This is a genomic window from Chryseobacterium sp. UF-290, assembly GCF_058245615.1.
Genome location: NZ_JBSICB010000011.1, coordinates 94704 through 117646 on the forward strand (window position 1 = coordinate 94704; position 22943 = coordinate 117646).

Below are 22943 nucleotides of genomic sequence, written 5' to 3' on the forward strand. Positions count from 1 at the left end.
GTAACCCTGCAACCGGGGTTACAGGGTTCGTATTGCTTTCAAATAATTTTTAACAACAAAATAAAAAACACATGCATCATTTCAATAAAGGACTTCTTATCACCTCGGCTACGCTTATTTCTTCATTTTACTATGCACAGTCGGATTCCGTACAATCTAAAAAAATAGACGATGTTGTCATTCTCGGCTCCAGAGGGGCTGGAAGATCATTAACTGATACGCCGGTTCCGGTGGATATTATTAATATTTCAAAAATTCTAAAACAAAGTCCTGTTAATACTATCAGTCAGGCCTTAAATTATATTGTTCCCTCATTTTCATCCACTTCACACACTGTAAATGACGGGACAGATTTTGTAGATCCTGCCCTTTTGAGAGGATTGGGCCCGGATCAGGTTTTGGTACTGTTAAACGGGAAAAGAAGATATCAATCTTCCCTGATTAATGTAACCCTTACTCCGGGAAGAGGAGCTGTAGGAACAGATCTTAATGCTATTCCTGCTTTTGCCCTGGATAAAATAGAAGTTCTGAGAGACGGAGCTTCTGCACAATATGGTTCTGATGCAATAGCAGGCGTTGTAAATCTTGGATTGAAAAGAAGGCTGGGACTATCCGGACAAGTATTTCTGGGAGGATATGCCTCGCCTGTGGCCAATAATTTTTCAGGAGGAGTTGATGGGCAGACTATTTCTGTAGACCTTAATTATGGAGCAAAAATCGGGAAAACAGGTTTTTTTAATATTACAGCTTCCGCACAGTACCGTGATCCGTACTCGAGGGCAGGAGTAAGAGAAGGAGATATTTTCAATGCTTACAATGCTATTCATTACAGAGCATTACAGGATGGGATCAATATTGATGGACTGTATAAGAATATCGGAAACACTTCCAATACCCAACAGATCATCAGCACAATTAAGCAATATGCAGGAAAAGTAGATTATTTCTCTTCCGCTTTTCAGTCTCAGATTTCAAATGCAAACAGTATTTCTGATCTGCAGGGATTATTAGGGAGTGATTTTACTACTCAGGAGCTTGCTTACAGAGGATTGGAAAGAAAAGACTTCAGCCTCAGAGCAGGACAGTCCAAATTACAGTCGGGACAGCTTTTTTTCAATTCCGAGATACCGCTTAATGATGACTGGAAAGTTTATTCTTTCGGCGGCTACAGCTATCGTTTGGGAAATGCCGGAGGCTTTTACCGGCTTCCTAATAACGAAAGAAATATCAATGCCGTCACTCCGAACGGATATCTTCCTCAGATCGAAGCTACAGTGAATGACTATTCTCTTGCGGCAGGGGTAAAAGGGAAATGGAATGGCTGGAACGTGGATCTCAGCAATACCTTCGGAAAGAATACCTTTAATTTTGGTGTTGTAAATACATTTAATGCTACGCTGACAGATAGCTCTCCCAGAAATTTTGATGCAGGAGGAACGGAGTTTTCACAGAATACCCTAAATCTTGATTTCTCAAAAAAATACGATGTATTGCATGGCCTGAATCTGGCATTTGGCGGAGAATATCGGTATGAAAATTATAAAGTAGGCGCAGGAAAGGGAAACTCGTACGCTTCTTATGATATTTTTGGGCGTGTGGTTACAGCAAATACTCCCGACAATGAAAAGGTTACAGATTTTTTTGGGAATATAAGGCCTGCAGGAGCTCAGGTTTTCCCTGGTTTCAGCCCTGATAATGCTGTTTCAGGAAGCAGAAACAGCGTAGCAGTGTATGCCGATGCTGAACTTGAGGTGACAGACAGGTGGCTGCTGGAAGGAGCATTGCGATATGAAAACTATTCAGACTTTGGATCTACTTTTAATTATAAAGTGGCTACCAATGTGAAGCTGGCTGACAATTTCAATTGGAGAGGTGCCGTTTCCACAGGATTCAGGGCTCCGTCTTTAGCCCAGATTTATTATAGCTCTACGTCTACGCTGATCCAGCAGGGGAAAACAACTCAGGTAGGGACTTTCAGAAATAATTCTGAAGCGGCACAGGCTCTCGGAATTCCCAAACTGAAGCAGGAAACGTCGCAGTCCTACAGTACGGGAATCACCTGGAGAATTCCAACATTGAGCCTGGTATTTACAGCTGATGCCTATTACATAAAAATTAAAGACAGAGTAGTACTTACGGACCTGTTTTTTCGTCCTGAGGGTAGTTTTAGCCAGGGATCTGATCAGGCAGTACTGCAGGATGCTTTTGACCTGGCAAGAGCCAGTGCGGCGAATTTCTTTGCCAATGCAGTCGATTCTCAGACCAAAGGACTGGATATTACTATTTCTCAAACCTCAAAAATTGCTTCCGGAGTTTCTCTGGAAAATAATTTTGGACTTAATCTTAACCAGACCAGGCGAATTGGCGATATTCATGCGTCACCTAAGCTCATAAGCCAGATTGATAACTATTTTTCTGAGCCTAACCGGGTTTATTTTGAAGAGGCAGTACCACGCATAAAGGCAACGCTTTCTAATACGGTAAGATTGTCGGACTTTACTATTCTGCTTCGTAACTCTTTCTTCGGTAAAGTAACCGATGCGGATGTTGTGGATGCCAATTTCGACGGAGTAACAAGAAGCGGAGAGCATTTTATATTAAACAGCCGTTTTGTAACAGATCTTTCTGTTGGGTATGATTTTAATAAAAATATTTCGGCTACAGTAGGAAGTAATAATATCTTTAATATATTACCTTCCAGAAGTCCGGATATAAGCTCTTTGACAGCAGACAGCCAGTTTGTGTATTCCAGACAGGTTTCACAATATGGTATTGGAGGAAGATTTGTATTTGCAAGAGTAGAATTTAAATTCTGACAGGATAAGCAGCAGACATCAGGTTAATTTCACCTAAAAAACAGAGATTGACGCTCTGTTTTTTAGGTATACTATTTATTTGACAGTAAACTTCTTATTGCTTGGTCTCCTGTAATGAAGAAAACTCTACAAAATCAAATTCCGCAGAAAAAGTTAGAAGCTGTCTTAGTACGGCTGCGTGCCCATTGCCGATAATAACAAGGATTTTGTCTTCATTGTTGTGAGGAATCCGTTGGATGTTGCGGAATATCCTGAGGTTTCTGTCATACCAGTTCATGGCGAGGATATCAGCACCGTCATATTCCCTCAGTTTAAAATCACCGCTGAGGTAAGCTCCATACGCATAGAGATGAGACTCCTTACTGTTCAGGTAGTGAAAAGTGTCCAGAAGTGATTTAAAATGCCGGGGCTCTGAACTTTTATAGAAATCTGTATAGAGCTTGGATACAGGATCATCACTTTTATAATCGTACCCTTCAGTAAGCTTTTGAAAATAAGCAGAATCAGTTTTGCCAAACTGCTTTCCCAGGTCGTTCAGGATAGATGAAGCATCAATGCTGAAAAGCTCATTGATGTTCAGTTCATTGGCGATCCGCATGGCTAGCTGATAGCGTTCATCTCTTTTATTCCTGTGTTTTCCTTCCTTATATTCCTTCATTTTCTGATTGGCATTCCAGTTGGGCCACGCTTCGATAGCGATTTTTGTCGGCTTAAATGTTTTGATATATTCTACAAGCTCAGTAACTTCTTTGGCTGTTTTGGGAGACAGTACATCGATCTGGTCTTCTTTCTTCGTTTTATGGGCATCCAGATTGGGATAGTCAAAATGGAATGAGCCCACTACCAATACTTTTGTTTTTGGGTTTTTGAAATAATCCGATGGCTTTTTTTGGGCCGGAATAGCTATGGACAGACATAATAAAAAGATATAAATAAAGGTTTTCATGATATTGTTTTATATTGATTAAACTATTGAGCTCTGTTCTTTTCTTCAAAATTTACCGCTCTGTTATTAGACTTTACTTTCTGATTACCGAAATTATAAGTGATACTGAGTATCATTCTCCGGGCATCCCAGTAATTGTTGAATGATTGGGTATTATCTGCAAAATACATATCTCCTTTATATCCCGATGTCTTAAAGATATTGCAGGAGGAGTGGTGATAACTTCTATTTTCAGAGAGGATATTTCTTTTCATATTATATAAAAGACAGATTAAACGGAAATTTCATTACATATCCGGGACAAAGGTATGGAGAGAGCCAATTCATTGAAATGGCTGTTAGATGAAAGGCTTTTTAACAGGTATCAAAATAATTTCATCGGGAAAATCGACCCGTTAATCGAAAAAAGAGGTCTTAGTAATATTGAACCGTTATTTTTGTGCTATGAAAAAAAAGCAATTACTTTTCCTCCATTTTGTTTACTGGCTGATGTATATTACAGGAACCATCATCATTCCGAACTTTGTATATAGGAAAGGTTATCTTATTTTTGATGTGACGTTCTTTCTGACAAGTCTGGTGTGTTTTTACTTCAACTATTTTTTTATTGTTCCCCGGTTTTTTGATATACAGAAGCTGTATAAAACGATTATTGGTTTTTTTATAAGCGTGACTTGTTTTGTTATAATACGCTATCTTTCCGAAGAGGTCATTCTTCCCTTAGCTTTTGGAATGAGAAATTATGCGGAGGGGACGAATTTCGGATATTATTTTTTTGATAATATTTACAACAGTGTAACGTCTATTTTTATCAGTACTGTTTTTTGTCTTTTTAAAATATATTCAAAGCTGGATATAGAAAGGCTGCGATTAGTTGAAGAAAAAAAGAATGCTGAGCTGAAGGCTTTGAAAACCCAGATCAATCCCCATTTTATTTTTAATACTTTAAATAATATTTATTCTCTTGTCTATCAGAAGTCGGATAAGGCACTCTCCGCTATTGAAGAGCTCGGTCAGTTGTTGAGATACAGCACAAAGGATCTTGAAAAAGACTTTATTCCTTTGGATAAAGAAGTGGGTTATATTGACAGCCTGATTGCATTGGAAAAACTAAGGATCAGAAATCCGGAATTACTGTTCGTGCAGAAGGATATTCAATATCCTCATCTGAACATTTCTCCGATGCTGTTGGTTCCTTTCGTGGAAAATGCTTTTAAGCACGGTGATTTCCGTAATAAAGGCTTTGAAATGAAAATTTCTGATCATGACAAGGTTCTGCATTTTTATCTTTTAAATTGTAAAAAGGATAGAGTAAAAGACACCGTTTCAGGGATCGGAATTGAAAATGTAAAGAAAAGGCTGGAAATTTTATATCCTCATCATTATCAGTTGAATATAAAAGACTCTGAAACGGAATTTATTGTAGATTTAAAAATTGATTTACGGGATGAATAAGATCAAATGTATTATCGTTGATGATGAACCTCTGGCAATTTCCCTTTTGGAACATTATGTACAGAAAATATCTTTTCTTGAGCTGGTTTTTTCGACTGAGAATCCTATTCTGGCTTTAGAATATATTCAGAACAATCAGTCTGATCTGATTTTTTTAGATATCCAGATGCCGGAGCTTAGCGGGATCAACTTTATGAAGATTGTCGGTGAGAAGAAAAAGTATATTCTGACAACGGCCTATGCCGAATATGCGCTGGAAGGCTATGAACATAATATTATTGACTATCTCCTGAAACCCATTTCGTTTGAACGTTTTCAGAAGAGTATTTTAAAGGCCCGGGAGCGGTTTTCTTTTCAGGCAGCGGAGCATGGTCATTTTTTCGTTAAATCTTCAGGACAGCAGCATCGTATCAGCTTTAATGATATCTTTTATATTGAGAGTATTAAAGATTATATCAATATCCGGACGGACAGTGATGAATATATCGTTCTGGATACCCTTAAATCAATGGAAACCCAGCTTCCTGAAAGATTCGTGCGCATTCATAAATCCTTTATTATCAATCTGGACAAGGTCAAAAGTATCGGTGCCAAAAAAGTCATGCTGTCTGAGATTGAGATTCCGATAGGAGATAGTTACAGGGCAAATCTTTTGGATAAACTAAAGTAAAAATAAAATGTGCATCAAAAAATCGATAAGGTTTAGTTAATCTATACTATTGAATTCACTCAGAAATTAGCAGCATTGTAAACATAAACAAACTCTCTTCTCGTCAAAAAATCTGCGCTATCCGCATAATCTGCGCGCGATAAAACTTAAACTTTATTTTTCTTAAAGATGAAAACAAATAAACAAAAAAAGACGGATTCTATTAAAGAAGCCGCCTTTTGTATTAACCGATCTAACAATTAATCTTATTTTTCCTGTTGTTTAATCAGATTCAGGGCAGAACCGGCCTTGAACCAATCGATTTGTTGGTCGTTGTACGTATGGTTTGCCATGATAATATCTTTAGTTCCGTCTGCATGTACGAACTCTAAAGTCATTTGTTTTCCCGGAGCAAACTGATCCAGATCTAAGAAGTTAACAGTATCATCTTCCTGGATTTTGTCATAATCCGCCTCATTAGCGAAGGTTAATGCAAGCATACCTTGCTTTTTAAGGTTGGTTTCGTGAATCCTTGCGAATGACTTTACCAATACCGCTTTTACACCAAGATGTCTGGGCTCCATTGCTGCGTGCTCTCTTGAAGAACCTTCACCGTAGTTCTGGTCTCCTACAACGATTGTTGGAACTCCGGCGGCTTTGTAAGCTCTCTGTACAGCAGGAACTTCACCATATTCACTTGTAAGTTCATTTTTGACTTTATTGGTTTCCATGTTGTAAGCATTTACTGCTCCGATCAACATGTTGTTTGAAATATTATCTAAGTGACCTCTGTATTTCAGCCATGGTCCCGCCATAGAGATGTGGTCGGTAGTACATTTTCCGAAAGCTTTGATCAATACTTTAGCCCCTTCAATGTTTTTACCATCCCATGCTGGGAATTCTTCCAACAACTGAAGTCTGTCTGAAGTAGGGCTTACATTGACTACGACGCTGGATCCGTCTTCCGATGGAGCCTGGTATCCGTTATCATCTACCGCGAAGCCTCTTGCCGGTAATTCAAAACCTTTAGGTTCGTCTAGTTTAATCTGCTCTCCGGCTTCGTTTGTTAAAGTATCTGTAATAGGATTGAAGTCCAGTCTTCCTGAGATGGCAACAGCCGCTACCATTTCAGGAGAAGCTACGAATGCGTGGGTATTTGGGTTCCCGTCAGCTCTTTTCGCAAAGTTTCTGTTGAAAGAGTGGATGATAGAGTTTTTCTCTCCTTTTTCAGCCCCTTCTCTGTCCCATTGTCCAATACACGGTCCGCAAGCGTTCGTAAAGATCCTTGCGTTCTCAAATTTTCTGAAGGAATTCAGGAATCCGTCTCTTTCCGCCGTGAATTTTACCTGCTCAGAACCTGGATTGATCCCTAAGATTGCTTTAGGTTTCACTCCTTTCGCTACTGCATCTTCTACGATAGAAGCAGCTCTTGACAAGTCCTCATAGGAAGAGTTGGTACAAGAACCGATTAAAGCCCACTCAACTTCTAACGGCCATCCGTTAGCTTCAGCCTTAGCTCTGAATTCAGCAACCGGAGTTGCAAGGTCAGGAGTGAAAGGCCCGTTTAAGTGAGGAGTCAGTTCAGAAAGATTGATCTCAATTAATTGATCGAAATATTGTTCCGGGTTTGCATATACTTCAGCGTCCCCTGTTAAGTGCTCAGCAATTTTATCCGCTGCATCTACCACATCCTGTCTTCCTGTAGCGGCAAGATATCTTCTCATGGAATTGTCATATCCGAAAGTAGATGTCGTAGCTCCGATCTCAGCACCCATATTACAGATGGTACCTTTGCCGGTTGCTGAAAGAGACTCTGCACCATCACCGAAATATTCTACGATACATCCTGTTCCTCCTTTTACGGTGAGGATTCCTGCTACCTTTAAGATCACGTCTTTTGCAGAAGTCCATCCGCTCATCTTACCGGTTAATTTTACCCCGATAAGTTTAGGCATTTTAAGCTCCCAGGCCATTCCGGCCATTACGTCTACTGCATCAGCGCCTCCTACACCGATGGCTACCATTCCCAGTCCTCCGGCATTTACTGTATGGGAATCGGTACCGATCATCATACCTCCGGGGAAAGCGTAATTTTCCAATACAACCTGGTGAATGATACCCGCTCCCGGTTTCCAGAATCCGATTCCGTATTTATCACATACGGAACTTAAGAAGTTGAATACCTCAGAGTTTTTGTTGATCCCTTCCTGTAGATCTTTATCAGCCCCTACTTTAGCCTGGATCAGGTGATCTGCGTGAGCCGTTGAAGGAACAGCTACTTTAGGTTTTCCTGCCTGCATAAACTGCAGAAGCGCCATCTGTGCTGTGGCATCCTGCATCGCTACTCTGTCTGGTGCGAAGTCTACATAAGAGTTTCCTCTTTCATATGCCTGTGTTGCATTTCCTTCCCAAAGGTGGGTATAAAGGATTTTTTCTGAAAGCGTAAGAGGTTTTCCCACGATTTGTCTTGCCGCAGCAATTCTCTCCGGGTAGCGCTCGTACACTTTTTTGATCATATCAATATCAAAAGTCATATCTTATTTTAGTTTTGTTCTTTTTTTCCGATAATATTTTTTCTCTGGTGTGAGAAAGAAAAATCATTTTTTATACATCAAAAAACGTTCCTATAATCCATAAATAAGGACAATTTTGACTGTAAAATCAATTGATTTTATAACTTTCAATTTAAGAAAAAATAGAATTTGTTTTCTGGATTTTATCAGAAAAAAATCGTATTTATCTTAAAATAGAACCGTTCTAAACAAAAAATTGAAAGATTTTAAATCCTAAAGGACTAAAATCTTTCAATTATATAATTTTCAATAGTCTTGCGACTTATTTAATCATTCTATTAATGAACGCTTGTACTTGTCAATTCTTTAATGGAAGGAACAAAGGTTGTCAGGTCAATACCTTCAACTGCCGCTTTATATTCATCAATGCTAGGAATTCTTCCGATAATGGCAGATAATACAACAACTGGTGTTGATGCTAACAAAGATTCTCCTTTCTTACGTTCAGAATCTTCAACCACTCTCCCCTGGAAAAGACGGGTAGATGTTGCCAATACGGTGTCTCCTTTTGCTGCTTTTTCCTGGTTACCCATACAAAGGTTACAGCCGGGACGCTCAAGATACATCACGTTTTTGTATTCTGTGCGGGCTTCACCTTTAGGAGCATTATCATCAAATTCAAAACCTGAATACTTCTCTAATAATTCCCAGTCTCCTTCTGCTTTTAGCTCATCAATGATGTTATACGTTGGTGCTGCCACTACAAGCGGAGCGTTAAACTCTACTTTGCCTCGTTGCTTTTCAAGGTTTCTAAGCATTTGAGATACAATTTTCAAATCACCTTTGTGAACCATACAGGATCCTACGAAACCAAGATCTACTTTTTTCTCTCCACCATAGTAAGAAAGGTCTCTGATGGTATCGTGAGTATATCTCTTGGAAACATCTTCATTGTTTACATCCGGATCGGCAATCATTGGCTCTACGATCACATCAAGGTCTACAACCAGTTCAGCATAATATTTAGCGTTGGCATCCGGAGTAAGAGCAGGCTTCTCACCGGATTTAATCTCTGCAATTCTCTTATCAGCTTTATCGATTAATCCTTTTAGAACCTGGTTTTTATTATCCATACCTTTGTCGATCATGATCTGGATTCTGCCTTTTGCAATTTCCAGTGATTCGATCAAAGTACTGTCTTCAGAAATATTGATGGAAGCTTTTGCCTTCATCTCTGCAGTCCAGTCTGTGAATGTAAATGCCTGGTCAGCAGGAAGTGTTCCGATGTGAACCTCAATGATTCTGCCCTGGAATACATTCTCTCCTCCAAATTGTTTAAGCATCTGAGCCTGTGTTGCATGTACTACATCACGGAAATCCATATAGGGCTTCATTTCACCTTTGAAGGTTACTTTTACAGATTCCGGAATAGGCATAGATGCTTCTCCGGTAGCCAATGCAAGGGCTACAGTTCCTGAGTCAGCTCCGAAAGCAACTCCTTTAGACATTCTTGTATGAGAGTCACCACCGATGATGATCGCCCACTCGTCTACAGTGATATCGTTAAGAACTTTGTGAATTACATCAGTCATAGCGTGGTACTCACCTTTTGGGTCACGGGCTGTGATCAGACCGAAATCATTCATAAACTTCATAAGCTTTGGAATGTTAGCCTGAGCTTTTTTATCCCAAACCGAAGCAGTGTGACATCCTGACTGATAAGCACCATCAACGATTGGAGAAATCACGGTTGCAGCCATTGATTCAAGCTCCTGGGAAGTCATAAGACCTGTCGTATCCTGAGATCCAACGATATTAACACGTACACGAACGTCTGAACCTGCGTGTAATACTTTTCCCGGAGTTGTTCCCACCGCGTTTCTGTTGAAGATCTTTTCCACCGCGGTAAGACCTTGTCCTTCGTGAGAAATTTCTTTTGAAGGAGCAAAAACAACCGGAGCTTCAATTCCTAAAATCTGAGCGGCAAATGTCTGTAGCTTTTTACCGAATACGATAGCATAAGATCCTCCCGCTCTGATGAATTCCATCTTCTGTGGAGTGAAAGACTTGGTAAGGTCAATAAGTTCCTTGTCTCCGTTATATAATTTCTTTTTCTTTGTATTAATAGTTAGAACAGTTCCTGTTGCTACTGAATAAGCCTCTTCAAGAACGACTTCACCATTTTCGTTACGAACAGGGTTTCCGTTCTCATCTACTTTCTTCACCCAGTTTTTAAGGTCAATACCGATACCTCCGGTAACGTCAACGGTGGTAAGGAAAATCGGAGAGATACCGTTTGTTCCTCCCACGATTGGAGCGATATTCACAAATGGCACATATGGACTTGCCTGTTTACCTGTCCAGAGAGCGACGTTGTTTACTCCCGACATTCTGGATGATCCTACCCCCATTGTTCCTTTTTCAGCGATAAGCATAACGCTTGCATCCGGATGTTGTGCCTGTAAAGCTTTGATTTCTTCCTGCGCCTGAGGAGTGATCATACATTTACCGTGAAGCTCACGGTCAGATCTTGAGTGTGCCTGGTTACCCGGAGAAAGCAAATCTGTAGAGATGTCTCCTTCACCAGCGATATAGGTAACTACTTTTATTTCTTCTGCAACTTCCGGCAGTTTAGTGAAAAATTCAGCCTGTGCATAGCTTTCAAGAATTTCTTTTGCGATTGCACTACCGCTTTCAAATGCTTCTTTCAGACGGTTCGTATCTGCCTCATAAAGGAAAACCTGAGTCTTAAGAACGTTTGCTGCTTCCTTAGCAATCGCAGGATCATTACCCAAAGCAAGATCAAGCAATACTTCAATGGAAGGACCTCCTTTCATGTGAGACAACAGCTCAAATGCAAAAGCCGGAGAGATTTCTTCTACTACGGATTCACCAAGAATGATCTCTTTTAAAAATTTAGCTTTTACTCCCGCAGCACTTGTTGTTCCCGGAAGCGTGTTGTAAATAAAGAATTTAAGAGAGTCTGCTCGATGTTCGTTACCTGAATCTTTAATTTGCGTGATGATTTCGCTTAGCAATTCGGCACCATCGATCGGCTTCGGATGAAGCCCCTGGTTTTTTCTTTCTTCAATTTCCTTGATGTAATCCTTATAAATATTCATAATAGAAGTCTTTCAATATTAAGGTAGATTAAAATGTTTTCCAGTACTGCCACTTCTTCACCGGTCTGTATAAAAATACAATTTTAATAACATTTTGATTTTTTGCATTTTAATAAGCAACCTGAACCGGAGTAAAGTAATTATAATCTACACTTTTTTTAAAAAAGTTTTAAAATTATTAAACAATTCAAAATGTTGCCCAAAATTACGAAATTTTACTATTTTATGGGAATGAAATTATTTAGATTCTTTATAAATATGAATTTGATAATTTCTATTTTTGGCTGTAATTTTGCAGGTAAATGATGAATATGAAAAATATCCTGAATGTTTTGTGTGTTTTTATTTCGATTTCCGTTTTTTCTCAGACCAAATCTGTGAAAAAAATTGCGGTGAAGAATGTAGCCAAAACTCCTATGAAGAAAGGATCTGCCGCAAGTAAACCTAATCCTGATCTGGTGGTGATCAACAAAGACCTTCCGGTACTGATTCCCAAAAAGAAAGGAGATCAGTTCGGGTATGTCAATCAAAATGGAAAATTCATCATCCAGCCGGAATATCATATTGCCGTATTTTTTTATGAGGATTGCAATCTTCTGAACTCACCGAACGAAAAAATCCGGAAATTTGGAACGAATAGCTATGCTACGGTAGAAAAAGATATGATTTCCTATAGGATTGATCAGAATGGGAAAAGAGTATATCAGTTCAAGGATGCCGACCTTGGAAAATGTAAGTTTGAAGAATATAAGCAACAGTTATTTCAGGCTTATGTTTTGAATGGCTTCTATGGAATTATTGAAAAATCAAAATTTGTGAATGCCGCTGACTACAGACAGTATCAGATTTACCCTCAATATCAATATCTGTACATTATGGAAGGTGATGATGTTGCCGATCCTATGATCGTGGCTTCCAATAATGATAAATTTGGGGTAATTGATGTCAATAACAAGATCATTATTCCTTTCGAATATTCCAATATTAAAAGAAACTTCAGCTGGAAACTGGGGAAAATGTTTGAGGTGACAAAAGACGGCAAAAACTACTACTATATCGACGCAGACAATAAAACATACTGAGAAATTGTGAGTTGATTCGCATACGGTTCGTAATTTCATCCCAATAGCCCGAACCTTGGCTCCCGACACTGTACCTATATCTCACATATTTTTTGTACTTTTGCGGCTGAAATAAAGGGGTGCTTTTACAGGCTGAGATTATACCCAATGAACCTGGAACAGGTAATGCTGTTTAGGGACGTCTGCTCCATGAGAGCCGGAACTGTATAATATCTTATCGATCCCCTTTTATTCATTAAATGTCAAAGATTTATAGAATGAAAGGATTATTTTTTTTAGGGCTTAGTGTAGGCTCTGTGGCCTTTATACAGGCTCAAAATACAGATTCCCTGAAGATCAGGGAGATTGAAGCGGTCAACTTTACCAAAAGACTTCCTGTTGCCAAGGAAATTATTAATGTTCAGAAAGATTTGGATGGGAAAAATCTGGGACAGGATCTTCCGATCCTTCTGAAAAACCAAACTTCCATTATTTCGACTTCAGATGCAGGAAATGGGGTAGGATATACAGGCTTTAGAATTCGTGGAGTTTCCGGATCTGCCATTAATGTCATGATGAACGGTGTTCCGTATAATGATTCTGAAAGCCAGGGGACATTTTTTGTAAATGTTCCGGATTTAACGAGTTCCGCGTCACAGATTGTTATTCAGAGAGGGGTAGGTACTTCCAATAATGGTGTTTCAGCTTTTGGCGCAAGTATCAACGTGATCTCAAGAGAACCGGAAGAGAAGTTTTTCTTTAAGACTGATGATAGCTACGGCTCTTTTAATACCTATAAATATTCAGCTGAAGCAGGGTCCGGTAAATTCTGGAAGAATCGCCTTTCCGTAATGGGAAGATATACCCACATTCATTCTGACGGGTATATTGACAGGGCTTCATCAGATTTGCATTCCTATAACTTTACAGCCTTGTTTGAGGAAGGAAAAACAAAGTTAAGGCTAATGGCTTTTGGAGGTAAGGAAAAAACTTATCAGGCCTGGGGAGGAATCACCAGGGAAAAATGGGAGACAGATCCTAAGTTTAACGGTTCAGGAGCGATCTATGATGCCAATTGGGAGAATATTGTAGGGTTCTACGATAATGAAACAGACAACTACAGGCAGAGCCATTATCAGTTGCTTTGGGAGCAAAAGTTCAGTGACCGGTGGAATCTTGAAACGACTTTTCACTACACAAAAGGTAAAGGATATTACGAAAACTATAAACAGGGAAATGCCTTCTCAAGATATAATCTGCCTAATATCATTGAAGGAGGACAAACTATTGAATATTCAGATTTTATTAGAAAAAAATGGCTGAATAATGATTTCTACGGAATGGTTTCCACGCTGTACGGAAAGTTTGAAAATCTGGATCTGAATTTCGGGGCAGTGGTCAATCAATACTATGGAAGACATTATGGAAATGTTACCGGAGTGTTCTATCCTCAGATCAATGAAAGTGAGTATTACAGAAACCGTTCTGTGAAGAATGAAGTTTCCGGTTTTGCAAAGGCTTTATTCAGAATGGATGATTTTGAATTTTTTGGTGACTTACAGCTTAGAAATATTAATTACAATACCAAAATTTTACAGGCTGGCGATAAGGAAGGTGCCGATCTTGATAAAAACTGGCTGTTCTTTAATCCGAAAGCCGGTGTGAACTACAGAATAGCCGGTGGTAAGGTGTTTTTATCTTATGCTCATGCCCATCGTGAACCGAACAGGGATGATTTAATGGCCAACAATGACGTTAAGCCAGAAAAGCTTCATGATTTTGAAGCCGGTTTGGAAAAACAGTTTGGTTTTGTATCTGTAACAGCGAATGTTTATTATATGTACTATGTCAATCAGCTGGTTTTGAACGGCTCTCTTAATAATGTAGGGGCATTTATCAGAACAAACTCCGGAAAAAGCTACAGAAGAGGAGTTGAAATTGGAGCATTGGCAAAGCTGTCAAAACAATGGGAGGTTTCCGGAAATGTAAGTTTGAGCCAGAACAGAAATCAGGATTTTAATATTCAGGATGGAGGATTGCCTAAAAGTTTGGGAAATACCCAAATCTCATTTTCTCCGAACGTAATTGCCAATTTAGGATTGAAATTCAATCCGACCAAAAATTTCCAGCTGGGTGTAATGAACCAATATGTTGGCAAACAGTATCTTGACAATACGGAAGATAAAAATCTGCAGCTTAAAGATTATTTCCTGACAGATTTTAATGCGCAGTATCAGTTTAAAATAGCCAATAATGATATTGCGTTAAAATTATTGGTGAACAACCTTTTCAATAAAAAATACGTGAACAATGGAGCTGTTTATGAAGGTCAGCCTTATTACTTTTCACAGGCAGGAACCAATTTCATGTTTGGGATAAGCTGGAAGATTCAATAGAATGGTAAAAAGAGTAGAAGGGCAAAGAGGCAAAGAAAGCTGAGAAAATATCGTAATATGCATATATAAGCAGTTTTATCTTTTGCCTTTTTGCTCTTTTGCGTTTTCGCAATCAAAAGCTGTTTTCCAATTAATCTCCAAAAGTCATGAAAAAGTTATAAATTTGCTGCCAAATGAATATTTCAGCATACATTTTAGAATACTTAAAACAATTTGGAACTGTCACGGTTCCAGGCTTTGGTGTGTTTTCTCTGAAAAATTCTAAGGCAATTATCAATTCTGAAAACGGAAGCATTCTGCCTCCGGCCAGCCAGATCGAATTTACGATCGATTATGAAGTGCAGGCTGAAGAACTTACTGCTTTTATCGCCGGTCAGAAACAGATGTCTTTAGAGGCTTCAAGAAGTGATCTGAAGATTCAGACTGATTTTTGGAAGAAAAAGCTCCAGGCAGAACAGACCCTCGAAATTCAGAACCTTGGAACGGTTTTTATTGAAGAAGGGAATACCCATTTTAAAGGAAAGAGAATAGAAGCGGGACGTCCTGACTTTTATGGTCTGGAAGAGATCCGGTTTTCGGACATCAATAACGGGGAAAAAGTGAATACGACTGAAAGCCGTGAAAAGGATTATAAGTTCAATAAAATAATTCTCTGGATTTTCCTGCTGCTTATTCCGGTTCTGGGAATTATATACCTTGCTTTTACCCAACAGGAGCTTCTTTTCGGAAAGAAATCTTTTAATAAGGTTTCTGTACAGACCTCCACCCACAGAATCGTAAAAGATACCATAAAAATAATGGTACATGATCCGGCAAAAACCGTTTCAGATTCCTTGAAAAAAGATTCATTAGTAAAACCTGCCGGAAAAGATATAAAAACCACTCCGGCTGCTCCAATCAACACTAAGACTCAATGGCAAAAATAAAAAAAGCGTCAGAATCCCTGACCATTATGACCAATATCGTTCTTCCGAACGAAACCAATTCTTTAAGAAATCTTTTTGGCGGTGAACTTTTAGCAAAAATGGACCGATGCGCGTCTATTTCCGCAGCAAGACATTGTGAAAGAAGAGTGGTAACCGCTTCTGTAAATCACGTTTCCTTCAATCATCCGATTCCGGAAGGAGGTGTAGTGGTACTGGAGTCCAAAGTTTCCAGAGCATTCTCAACTTCTATGGAAGTATATGTGGATGTATGGCTGGATGATCCGATCAATCAGAAGAAGATTCATACCAATGCGGGTATTTATACTTTTGTTGCAGTAGATGAATTCAACCGTCCGATCCCTATTCCTGAAATGGTTCCGGAAACTGAGGAAGAAAAAGAAAGATATGCAGCTGCATTCCGCAGAAAAGAACTTTCACTGATCCTTTCCGGCAGAATGAAACCTTTGGAATCCGTAGAGCTTAAGAAGCTTTTCCAGGAACCGCAGGAGCCTAAGAAAGACAAAAAATAAATACAATATTTTATAAAAAACAAGTGCTTTTAAACTTTGCTGAGTGCCAATGCCTTTGCGAGCTTAAAAGCATTTTTGCTTTTTTCTGAAACTGGCAATATTTGCGTTGAAAAAATAATTAACATTCAGAAACAAACGATTACTAATTTCTAAATCTCTGAACTTCTTAATTCCTAAATTTTATAGTACAATGAAAATCCTCCTTTTAGATAAAAACCACCCTCTTATTACCAGGCAGCTTTTGGAAAAAAATTTTATTTTGGAAGAAGACTTCAGCTCTTCATATGATGAGGTTTGTGATAAAATCCATAACTACGACGGAGTTATCATCAGAAGCCGGATTCCTTTGGATAAAAACTTTCTTGAAAAAGGAAAGAACCTGAAATTTATTGCAAGAGTAGGGGCAGGTATGGAAAATATAGATATTCCTGTTGCTGAAAAGCTGGGAATTCAGCTGATCAACTCTCCTGAAGGAAACAGGGATTCTGTGGCGGAACATGTTGTAGGAATGTTGCTGGTGCTGATGAACAGACTTTTTATTGCTTCTCAGGAAGTGAAAAACGGAATATGGAAACGTGAGGAAAACAGGGGAGATGAATTATTGGGAAAAACGGTTGGACTTATAGGCTATGGAAATATGGGAAAAGCTACCGCTAAGAGGCTTTCAGGATTTGGATGTAAAGTGATTTTCCATGATATTATTCCCGGACTTTCTGATGAATTCGCTACACAGGTTACTTTGGAGGAATTGAAGCAGTCTGCGGAGGTCTTAAGCCTGCATATTCCCTTGACATCAGAAACGCATTACCTTATTGATGAAGCATTCATTGCAGACATGAAGCATGATTTCTATTTTGTGAATACAGCAAGAGGGAAAAATGTAAAAACTAAAGATTTAGTAGAATCGGTGAAGTCAGGAAAGGTAAAAGGAGCCTGCCTGGATGTATTGGAATACGAAAAATCCTCTTTTGAAAATATAGAATCCGAAAATGAAGATCTGAAATACCTTTTAGAATCTGAAAAAGCAATTGTTACTCCACATATTGCAGGATGGACACACCAGAGTAAGGAAAAACTGGCGCAGTTTATTGTGGATAAGATTGTAGCATCATATTGCTAGGTAAAGAAAGCTGAGAAGGTAAAAGGCAGAACTGCAAAAAAGGCAAACTTGCTTATTCAGTCGTTTAATGAGTTTCCCGGCTCTCTGTTTCTTTACGTTTTTTGTTCTCTCTTCAGTAGTTATAAAAATAATCACAATTAGCCTTATTTGCATCATCGTCCTCTCAGCTTCCTTTGCCTTTTTACCTTTCTGCGATTTCGCCCTTTCACCCTTTCACCCCATGTATGTTAAATAATTCATAATGTCCCTCTCATATTTATCATTTATTTTTGAGTTTTATTAAATTGCCGCTCATTTTTGAATCTCATGAAGATGCGTAATTTAGTACTTGTTTTAACTATTCTGTTATCCCTGTTATCCTGTAAAAAAAAGTCTGAGGCCAAAGCGGTTTCAGCTGAAAACACGACTAATCTTCCCAATTATGGAAATGTAGATCTGGGGAATGTTTTCACTAAAGCTGACGGTCAGCTTTTAGATAAGCAGGCTACGGTAAATTATATAGATCAGTATTATAAAAGGATCTGGGACGGAGGCGATCTTAGCGGTGGAATTCTTGTTGCTAAAGGAGATGAAATTTTATATGAAAATTACAGGGGGTTCGGAAGAGAGGGAAATCAAATGCCGATCGATAAAAATACCCCGTTACATGTAGCTTCCGTTTCAAAAACACTTACGGCAATGGCAATGATGAAGCTGGTGGAAGCCGGAAAAATAAAGCTGTCTGATCATCTTACACAATATTTCCCGGGATTTCCTTATCCTGATGTTACCGTTCAGACTTTATTGGATCAAAGAAGCGGACTGCCGAAATATGAATATTTCATTACAAAGATACAGCCTGCACCGGCAGAGCTTTCAAAACCTTTCATAACCAATCAGGATGTTTTGAACATGATCATTAAGTATAAGCCGGATCTGGCAAGAGATACGGATACAGGCTTCATGTATTGCAACACAAACTTTGCTTTATTGGCATTGCTGATCGAGAATGTCACAAAAACTCCTTTTCCGCAGGCTATGAAAGAAATGGTCTTCACTCCGCTGAAAATGACCCATTCATATATTTTCCAGGAAAAAGACATTCCGACTGCATCACAGTCTTTCTATTATGGCGGAAATAAGCTGTATCCGCTGGACAGACTGGATCTGATCTATGGTGATAAAAATGTATATACGACGCCAAGAGATTTATACAACTTTTCTAAAGCGATGTTTTCTAAGAATTTCCTTAAACCTGAGCTGATGCAGATGGTTTTTACACCTTACAGTAACGAAAAAGCCGGGATGAACAATTATGGCTTAGGATTCAGGATGAAAATATTTGACAATGGTGAAAAACTGACTTATCATAACGGATGGTGGCATGGTACCAATTCTGTATTTGCCCATCTGCTGAAATCTAAAGTGACGATTGTTGCTATTGGGAATAAATATTCAAACAACGTATACACAGCGTTGGCATTGTCTGGCTTATTTGAGGATTTTCCTTTACAAAAGGATAAGCTTCATACCGTCATGAATGACAATAAAGATACTTTGAATTCCGGACAGGAAGTTTTTGGAGAATAATGTTTACTTTTGCTTAAACATTTTCATGAAAAGGTTTCTTTTATTATTCGTTATCTGTTTTCTTGTACATTCATGCGCAAGAGTAGGATCTCCTGTAGGAGGCCCTAAAGATACTTTAGCACCAAAGTTTTTAAGTTCAAATATTGATACGACCAGGGTCAATGTCAAAAGAGATATCCACGAGCTCCGTCTGGATTTTGATGAATATGTCACATTAAAGGATATCAATAAGAACCTTATTATTTCACCACCGATCAAGAATATAAAGCGTATTCTTCCGTCGAACATTGCCAATAAATTTGTCCTTATTCAATGGGCAGATACGTTGCAGGCGAATACAACCTATAATTTCAACTTCGGAAATTCAATTGTGGATAATAATGAATCGAACATACTTCGTTACTTCAATTTTGCTTTTTCTACAGGAGATAAGCTGGATGACCTGTATGTCAGTGGTGAAGTTCAGGATGCTTTGCAGATTAAAAAGAAGGAAGGAAATAATGAAAATAAATTGGTTGTTGGGTTGTATCAGGTAAAGGATACCATGAATTACAGACAAAAACCCTATTATATCACTAAAGTTGATGAAGATGGATATTATGAACTGAATTATTTGTCACCCGGAAAATATAAGATCATTGCTTTTGATGATGATAACGGGAATTCGGTCTACGATCCCGGAAAAGAGAAGATAGGATTTCAGAAGGAGGCTATAGATATTGAAAAATCTATTTCAGGATTGAATTTAAAAGTATATCCATCCAAAAAGCCTCTGAAGTATTCTGAGATGAAAGAAGTAGCAGGCGGTGTTTTGATGCTGTTTGAAGGACATCCGGATGAAGTTAAAGTTCAGTCGTTAAACGAAAAGCTGAAGGATATAAAAGTTACCCATAATCCAAAATCAGACTCTGTCAGAATCTGGTTTGATGCCGTGAAAAATGATGTGGGGCAGACTGCGAATGAGAAGCTTGTATTTAGCCACAATATAGGAGCGAAGAAAGACAGCGCTTACAGTGTTTCTTTATTTTATAAATACAACAAGAAAAATGTAATGGACCTTGACAGTGACAATGGTGGAGGTTCGTTGCCTCCAAATACAGATTTTAAAATTGTATCAAGCTATATCATCGATAAAATTGATCCTGCAAAATGGACGTTGAACATTAAGGGAGACAGTTTGAATACAATACCGTTTAAAGCCAGAATTTCAGACACCAATCCTTATCAGATCCTGATCCAGTCTGATTTTATCAGTGGGAAGGATTATCAGCTTACCATTCCTAAGGAAACGGTATCCTCATTCTATACTAAAAACGTACAGTCCAAACGTTTCGACTTTGATATTGCCAAAATAGATGAGTTTGGAAGCCTTGAATTCACACTTCAGAATGCTCCGGCCTCAAGCTACTGGATTCAGCTGCTGGATGGTTCCGAGAAAGTAGTATATCAGAAATATACCAAAGGGAACCATATAAAGTTTGATATTCTGAAGCCAAGTGAATATATTGTAAGGATATTGGTTGATAATAATGAAAATAAATATTGGGATGAAGCGGATTTCGCCAGCGAAACTTTTGCTGAGGATGCGTTTGTTTTCTATAAAAAAGCTATCGTCAGAGGCTTATGGGAAACCAAAGAAGAATGGGATCTGAAGGATACCAGGACACTTGATAACCCTAAAGGAACTGTTCCTGCTGCAGTACCTGCTACTCCTGCAGTTCCTGAAGAGTCAGAAACAGTGAAGCAAGATCTCCAAAAAGAAATAAAATCCAATACGGCAGTTATAACTCCTGTGAAATAGATTTATGAAGACGGTGAAAAAAATAGTATTCTGGGTCTTTGTAGCTTTTGCCCTGATTCAGTTCGTACCTATTGACAGGGTTAATAAACCGGTTGATTCAGCCGTAAATTTTGTTGACTCGAGGAAAGCCCCGGAAAAGGTCAGAACCATGCTTAAGAACGCTTGCTATGACTGTCATTCCAATGAAACAGTCTACCCGAAATACGCTTTTATAGCACCGGTTTCATGGTCTGTAAAAAGCCATGTAAATGAAGGCAGGGAGCATCTCAATTTTTCTGTTTGGGGAACTTATAACAAAGATTTGAAAGAGAATATGCTTACTAAATCTATCCAGACCCTTCAGAATAAGACAATGCCGATGCCGGGATATATTGTTTACCACAAGGAGGCTAATCTTTCAGAAGCAGAAAGATCTCTGCTGATTCAGTATTTTGAAGAGATGCTGAAAGCAAAAACTTATTGATTTTTAAAATAAAAAACTCCCGCAGATTTCGCAAATTAAGCAGATTGCTAAACACAATTATCTGCCGGATCTGCAAAATCTGCGAGAGTATATAATACAAAAATTATTTCTTTAAATAGCTCTCAAAGAATCTCTTTTGAGAATCAAAAGCGATATCATTAAGATTGAGCTCCTGTAAAGGGATCCATACCGCCTCTGAGATCTCTGAAAGTTCAAGATTTACCTCAAACTTTTCCGCAACGGTGTACTCGTAAAAGAGATCAATAGTGTTGTAATCGATTTCTTTGTACTGATAGATATTGGGAAGACTTGTAAGGTATTTCAGGTTTGAAATATCAATGTCAAGCTGTAACTCTTCAAAAAGTTCTCTTTTGCAGGTTTCCTCCGCACTTTCTTTGGGGTCGACAAATCCTCCCGCCAGATCCAGTTTTCCCTTTTTAGGATCTCTGTTTCTTCTGGTAAGATAAATTTCATCACCACATCTGATGACAACCGCTACTGCACCTGCCACATTATTATACAGGGTAAAACCACATTCGGGACAGCTCCATTTCTTTTCGCCGTCCCAATGCAAAGACTCTTTGCCGCAGCTTGGGCAATATTTCAACAACTTCATCTGTTTGTCATTATTTTTTCAAAGGTCAGATGGAACTTACTTTTATTGAGCAATATTAATGTTTCTAGGGTGATAGCTCAAAATAACATCCCGCAATTCTTCTGTTTTCAGATGGGTATAGATTTCCGTTGTTGTGATGCTGGAATGTCCCAGCATTTCCTGAATATAACGGAGATCAGCCCCATTCTGCAGCAAATGCGTAGCAAAAGAATGTCTGAATGTATGTGGAGATATCTTCTTATTGACTCCTGCTTTGTCTGTAAGCTCCTTGATGATAAGAAATACGATTACCCTGGACATGGAAGTTCCACGGCTGTTCAAAAACAGAGTATCTTCATATTTCTTATTGATCTTACCTTTAGAGCGTACTTCTTTAATATAGCTTTCTAAAAGTTCAGCGGTATAGTCAGCCAAAGGAACAAAACGGGTTTTGTTTCCTTTTCCGTGTACCTTGATGTATTGCTCCTTGAAATTGATATTGGATATCTTCAGGTCGATCAGTTCAGACACACGGAGTCCGCAACCATAGAGTACTTCAATGATACACTGGTTTCTTTTTCCGAGATCCGTATTGACCTCAATGGCAGCAATAATCTTGTTGATATCAGGAAGGCTTAAGGTATCGGGTAAGTATAATCCCAGTTTAGGGCCTTCAAGTAGGGCTGCAGGATTGTCTTCCCGGTATTCATCCTCCAGCAGAAATTTAAAGAAGGCTTTGATGGAAGATATCCATCTTGCTTGTGATCGCTCACTGAATTTCTGTTTGGAAAGATTGAAAATGTATTCCTGCAGGTTTTCGTAACCTATAGAATCCGGACCGACGTTTTCCAGATCCTCTTCTGCGTAATCTTTTAGTTTTCTAATGTCTCGAACGTAGGCGTCGAGTGTGTTTTCTGAAAAATTTCTTTCGAAGCGAAGAAATATTTCAAAATCTTTGATCTTTTCATCCCAAGTCATTTG

Annotated in this window: 17 protein-coding genes; 11 read left to right on the plus strand and 6 right to left on the minus strand. The window is 38.7% G+C overall.

The genetic code is table 11. The features are described 5' to 3' along the window. The first annotated feature begins 71 nt into the window (after nucleotides 1–71). A complete protein-coding gene (locus AC4IF5_RS13990) occupies nucleotides 72–2816 on the plus strand; it encodes a TonB-dependent receptor plug domain-containing protein (protein WP_490735500.1) in 2745 nt (914 codons plus the stop codon). A gap of 94 nt (nucleotides 2817–2910) precedes the next feature. Here the strand turns inward: AC4IF5_RS13990 and AC4IF5_RS13995 are convergent, their stop codons facing one another. Then, the gene (locus tag AC4IF5_RS13995; RefSeq protein ID WP_490735502.1) at nucleotides 2911–3762 is read right to left on the minus strand and encodes a DUF5694 domain-containing protein; all 852 of its coding nucleotides are present in this window, start codon (nucleotides 3760–3762) and stop codon (nucleotides 2911–2913) included. A 23-nt stretch (nucleotides 3763–3785) separates the two neighbouring features. Next, nucleotides 3786–4016, minus strand: a complete 231-nt coding sequence (locus AC4IF5_RS14000; RefSeq protein ID WP_490735504.1) for a hypothetical protein — start codon at nucleotides 4014–4016, stop codon at nucleotides 3786–3788. A 190-nt stretch (nucleotides 4017–4206) separates the two neighbouring features. On the opposite strand from AC4IF5_RS14000, the gene AC4IF5_RS14005 reads away from it, so the two are divergent. After that, entirely contained in the window at nucleotides 4207–5217 is a 1011-nt protein-coding gene (locus AC4IF5_RS14005) for a sensor histidine kinase (protein ID WP_490735506.1), read from the plus strand. Further along, on the plus strand, nucleotides 5210–5887 hold the full coding sequence (locus tag AC4IF5_RS14010) for a LytR/AlgR family response regulator transcription factor (protein WP_490735508.1): 678 nt from the start codon (nucleotides 5210–5212) through the stop codon (nucleotides 5885–5887). The genes AC4IF5_RS14005 and AC4IF5_RS14010 overlap by 8 nt, the downstream gene beginning before the upstream one ends. Before the next feature lie 245 nt (nucleotides 5888–6132). Here AC4IF5_RS14010 and AC4IF5_RS14015 read toward each other — a convergent pair whose 3' ends face one another. Further along, complete coding sequence (locus tag AC4IF5_RS14015; protein ID WP_490735510.1) at nucleotides 6133–8400, minus strand: aconitate hydratase; 2268 nt, start codon at nucleotides 8398–8400, stop codon at nucleotides 6133–6135. A 317-nt stretch (nucleotides 8401–8717) separates the two neighbouring features. After that, nucleotides 8718–11501, minus strand: coding sequence for a bifunctional aconitate hydratase 2/2-methylisocitrate dehydratase (locus AC4IF5_RS14020; RefSeq protein WP_490735512.1), 2784 nt, complete (start codon nucleotides 11499–11501; stop codon nucleotides 8718–8720). Between the two features lie 311 nt (nucleotides 11502–11812). On the opposite strand from AC4IF5_RS14020, the gene AC4IF5_RS14025 reads away from it, so the two are divergent. The 8 genes from AC4IF5_RS14025 (at nucleotide 11813) to AC4IF5_RS14060 (ending at nucleotide 21367) form a co-directional block, all read left to right on the plus strand. Next, nucleotides 11813–12583, plus strand: coding sequence for a WG repeat-containing protein (locus tag AC4IF5_RS14025; protein WP_490735514.1), 771 nt, complete (start codon nucleotides 11813–11815; stop codon nucleotides 12581–12583). Nucleotides 12584–12840: 257 nt separating this feature from the next. Further along, a complete protein-coding gene (locus AC4IF5_RS14030) occupies nucleotides 12841–14958 on the plus strand; it encodes a TonB-dependent receptor (protein WP_490735516.1) in 2118 nt (705 codons plus the stop codon). 173 nt (nucleotides 14959–15131) lie between these two features. Next, nucleotides 15132–15884, plus strand: coding sequence for an HU domain-containing protein (locus tag AC4IF5_RS14035; protein WP_490735518.1), 753 nt, complete (start codon nucleotides 15132–15134; stop codon nucleotides 15882–15884). Continuing rightward, entirely contained in the window at nucleotides 15872–16414 is a 543-nt protein-coding gene (locus AC4IF5_RS14040) for an acyl-CoA thioesterase (RefSeq protein ID WP_490735520.1), read from the plus strand. Before AC4IF5_RS14035 ends, AC4IF5_RS14040 begins: the two co-directional genes overlap by 13 nt. A gap of 190 nt (nucleotides 16415–16604) precedes the next feature. Continuing rightward, a complete protein-coding gene (locus tag AC4IF5_RS14045; protein ID WP_490735522.1) occupies nucleotides 16605–17534 on the plus strand; it encodes a 2-hydroxyacid dehydrogenase in 930 nt (309 codons plus the stop codon). A 306-nt stretch (nucleotides 17535–17840) separates the two neighbouring features. After that, nucleotides 17841–19103 carry a serine hydrolase domain-containing protein gene (locus AC4IF5_RS14050; protein ID WP_490735524.1) on the plus strand — a complete coding sequence of 421 codons (1263 nt, stop codon included), beginning with the start codon at nucleotides 17841–17843 and terminating at the stop codon, nucleotides 19101–19103. A 25-nt stretch (nucleotides 19104–19128) separates the two neighbouring features. After that, nucleotides 19129–20904 (plus strand): Ig-like domain-containing domain, encoded by a 1776-nt coding sequence (locus AC4IF5_RS14055; protein WP_490735526.1) that lies wholly within the window; start codon nucleotides 19129–19131, stop codon nucleotides 20902–20904. 4 nt (nucleotides 20905–20908) lie between these two features. Beyond that, nucleotides 20909–21367 carry a heme-binding domain-containing protein gene (locus AC4IF5_RS14060; protein ID WP_490735528.1) on the plus strand — a complete coding sequence of 153 codons (459 nt, stop codon included), beginning with the start codon at nucleotides 20909–20911 and terminating at the stop codon, nucleotides 21365–21367. A 103-nt stretch (nucleotides 21368–21470) separates the two neighbouring features. Here the strand turns inward: AC4IF5_RS14060 and AC4IF5_RS14065 are convergent, their stop codons facing one another. Both AC4IF5_RS14065 and xerD read right to left on the minus strand, forming a co-directional pair. Beyond that, entirely contained in the window at nucleotides 21471–21983 is a 513-nt protein-coding gene (locus AC4IF5_RS14065; protein ID WP_490735530.1) for an NUDIX hydrolase, read from the minus strand. A 42-nt stretch (nucleotides 21984–22025) separates the two neighbouring features. Next, a complete protein-coding gene (gene xerD, locus AC4IF5_RS14070) occupies nucleotides 22026–22940 on the minus strand; it encodes a site-specific tyrosine recombinase XerD (protein WP_490735532.1) in 915 nt (304 codons plus the stop codon). Nucleotides 22941–22943: the final 3 nt, after the last annotated feature.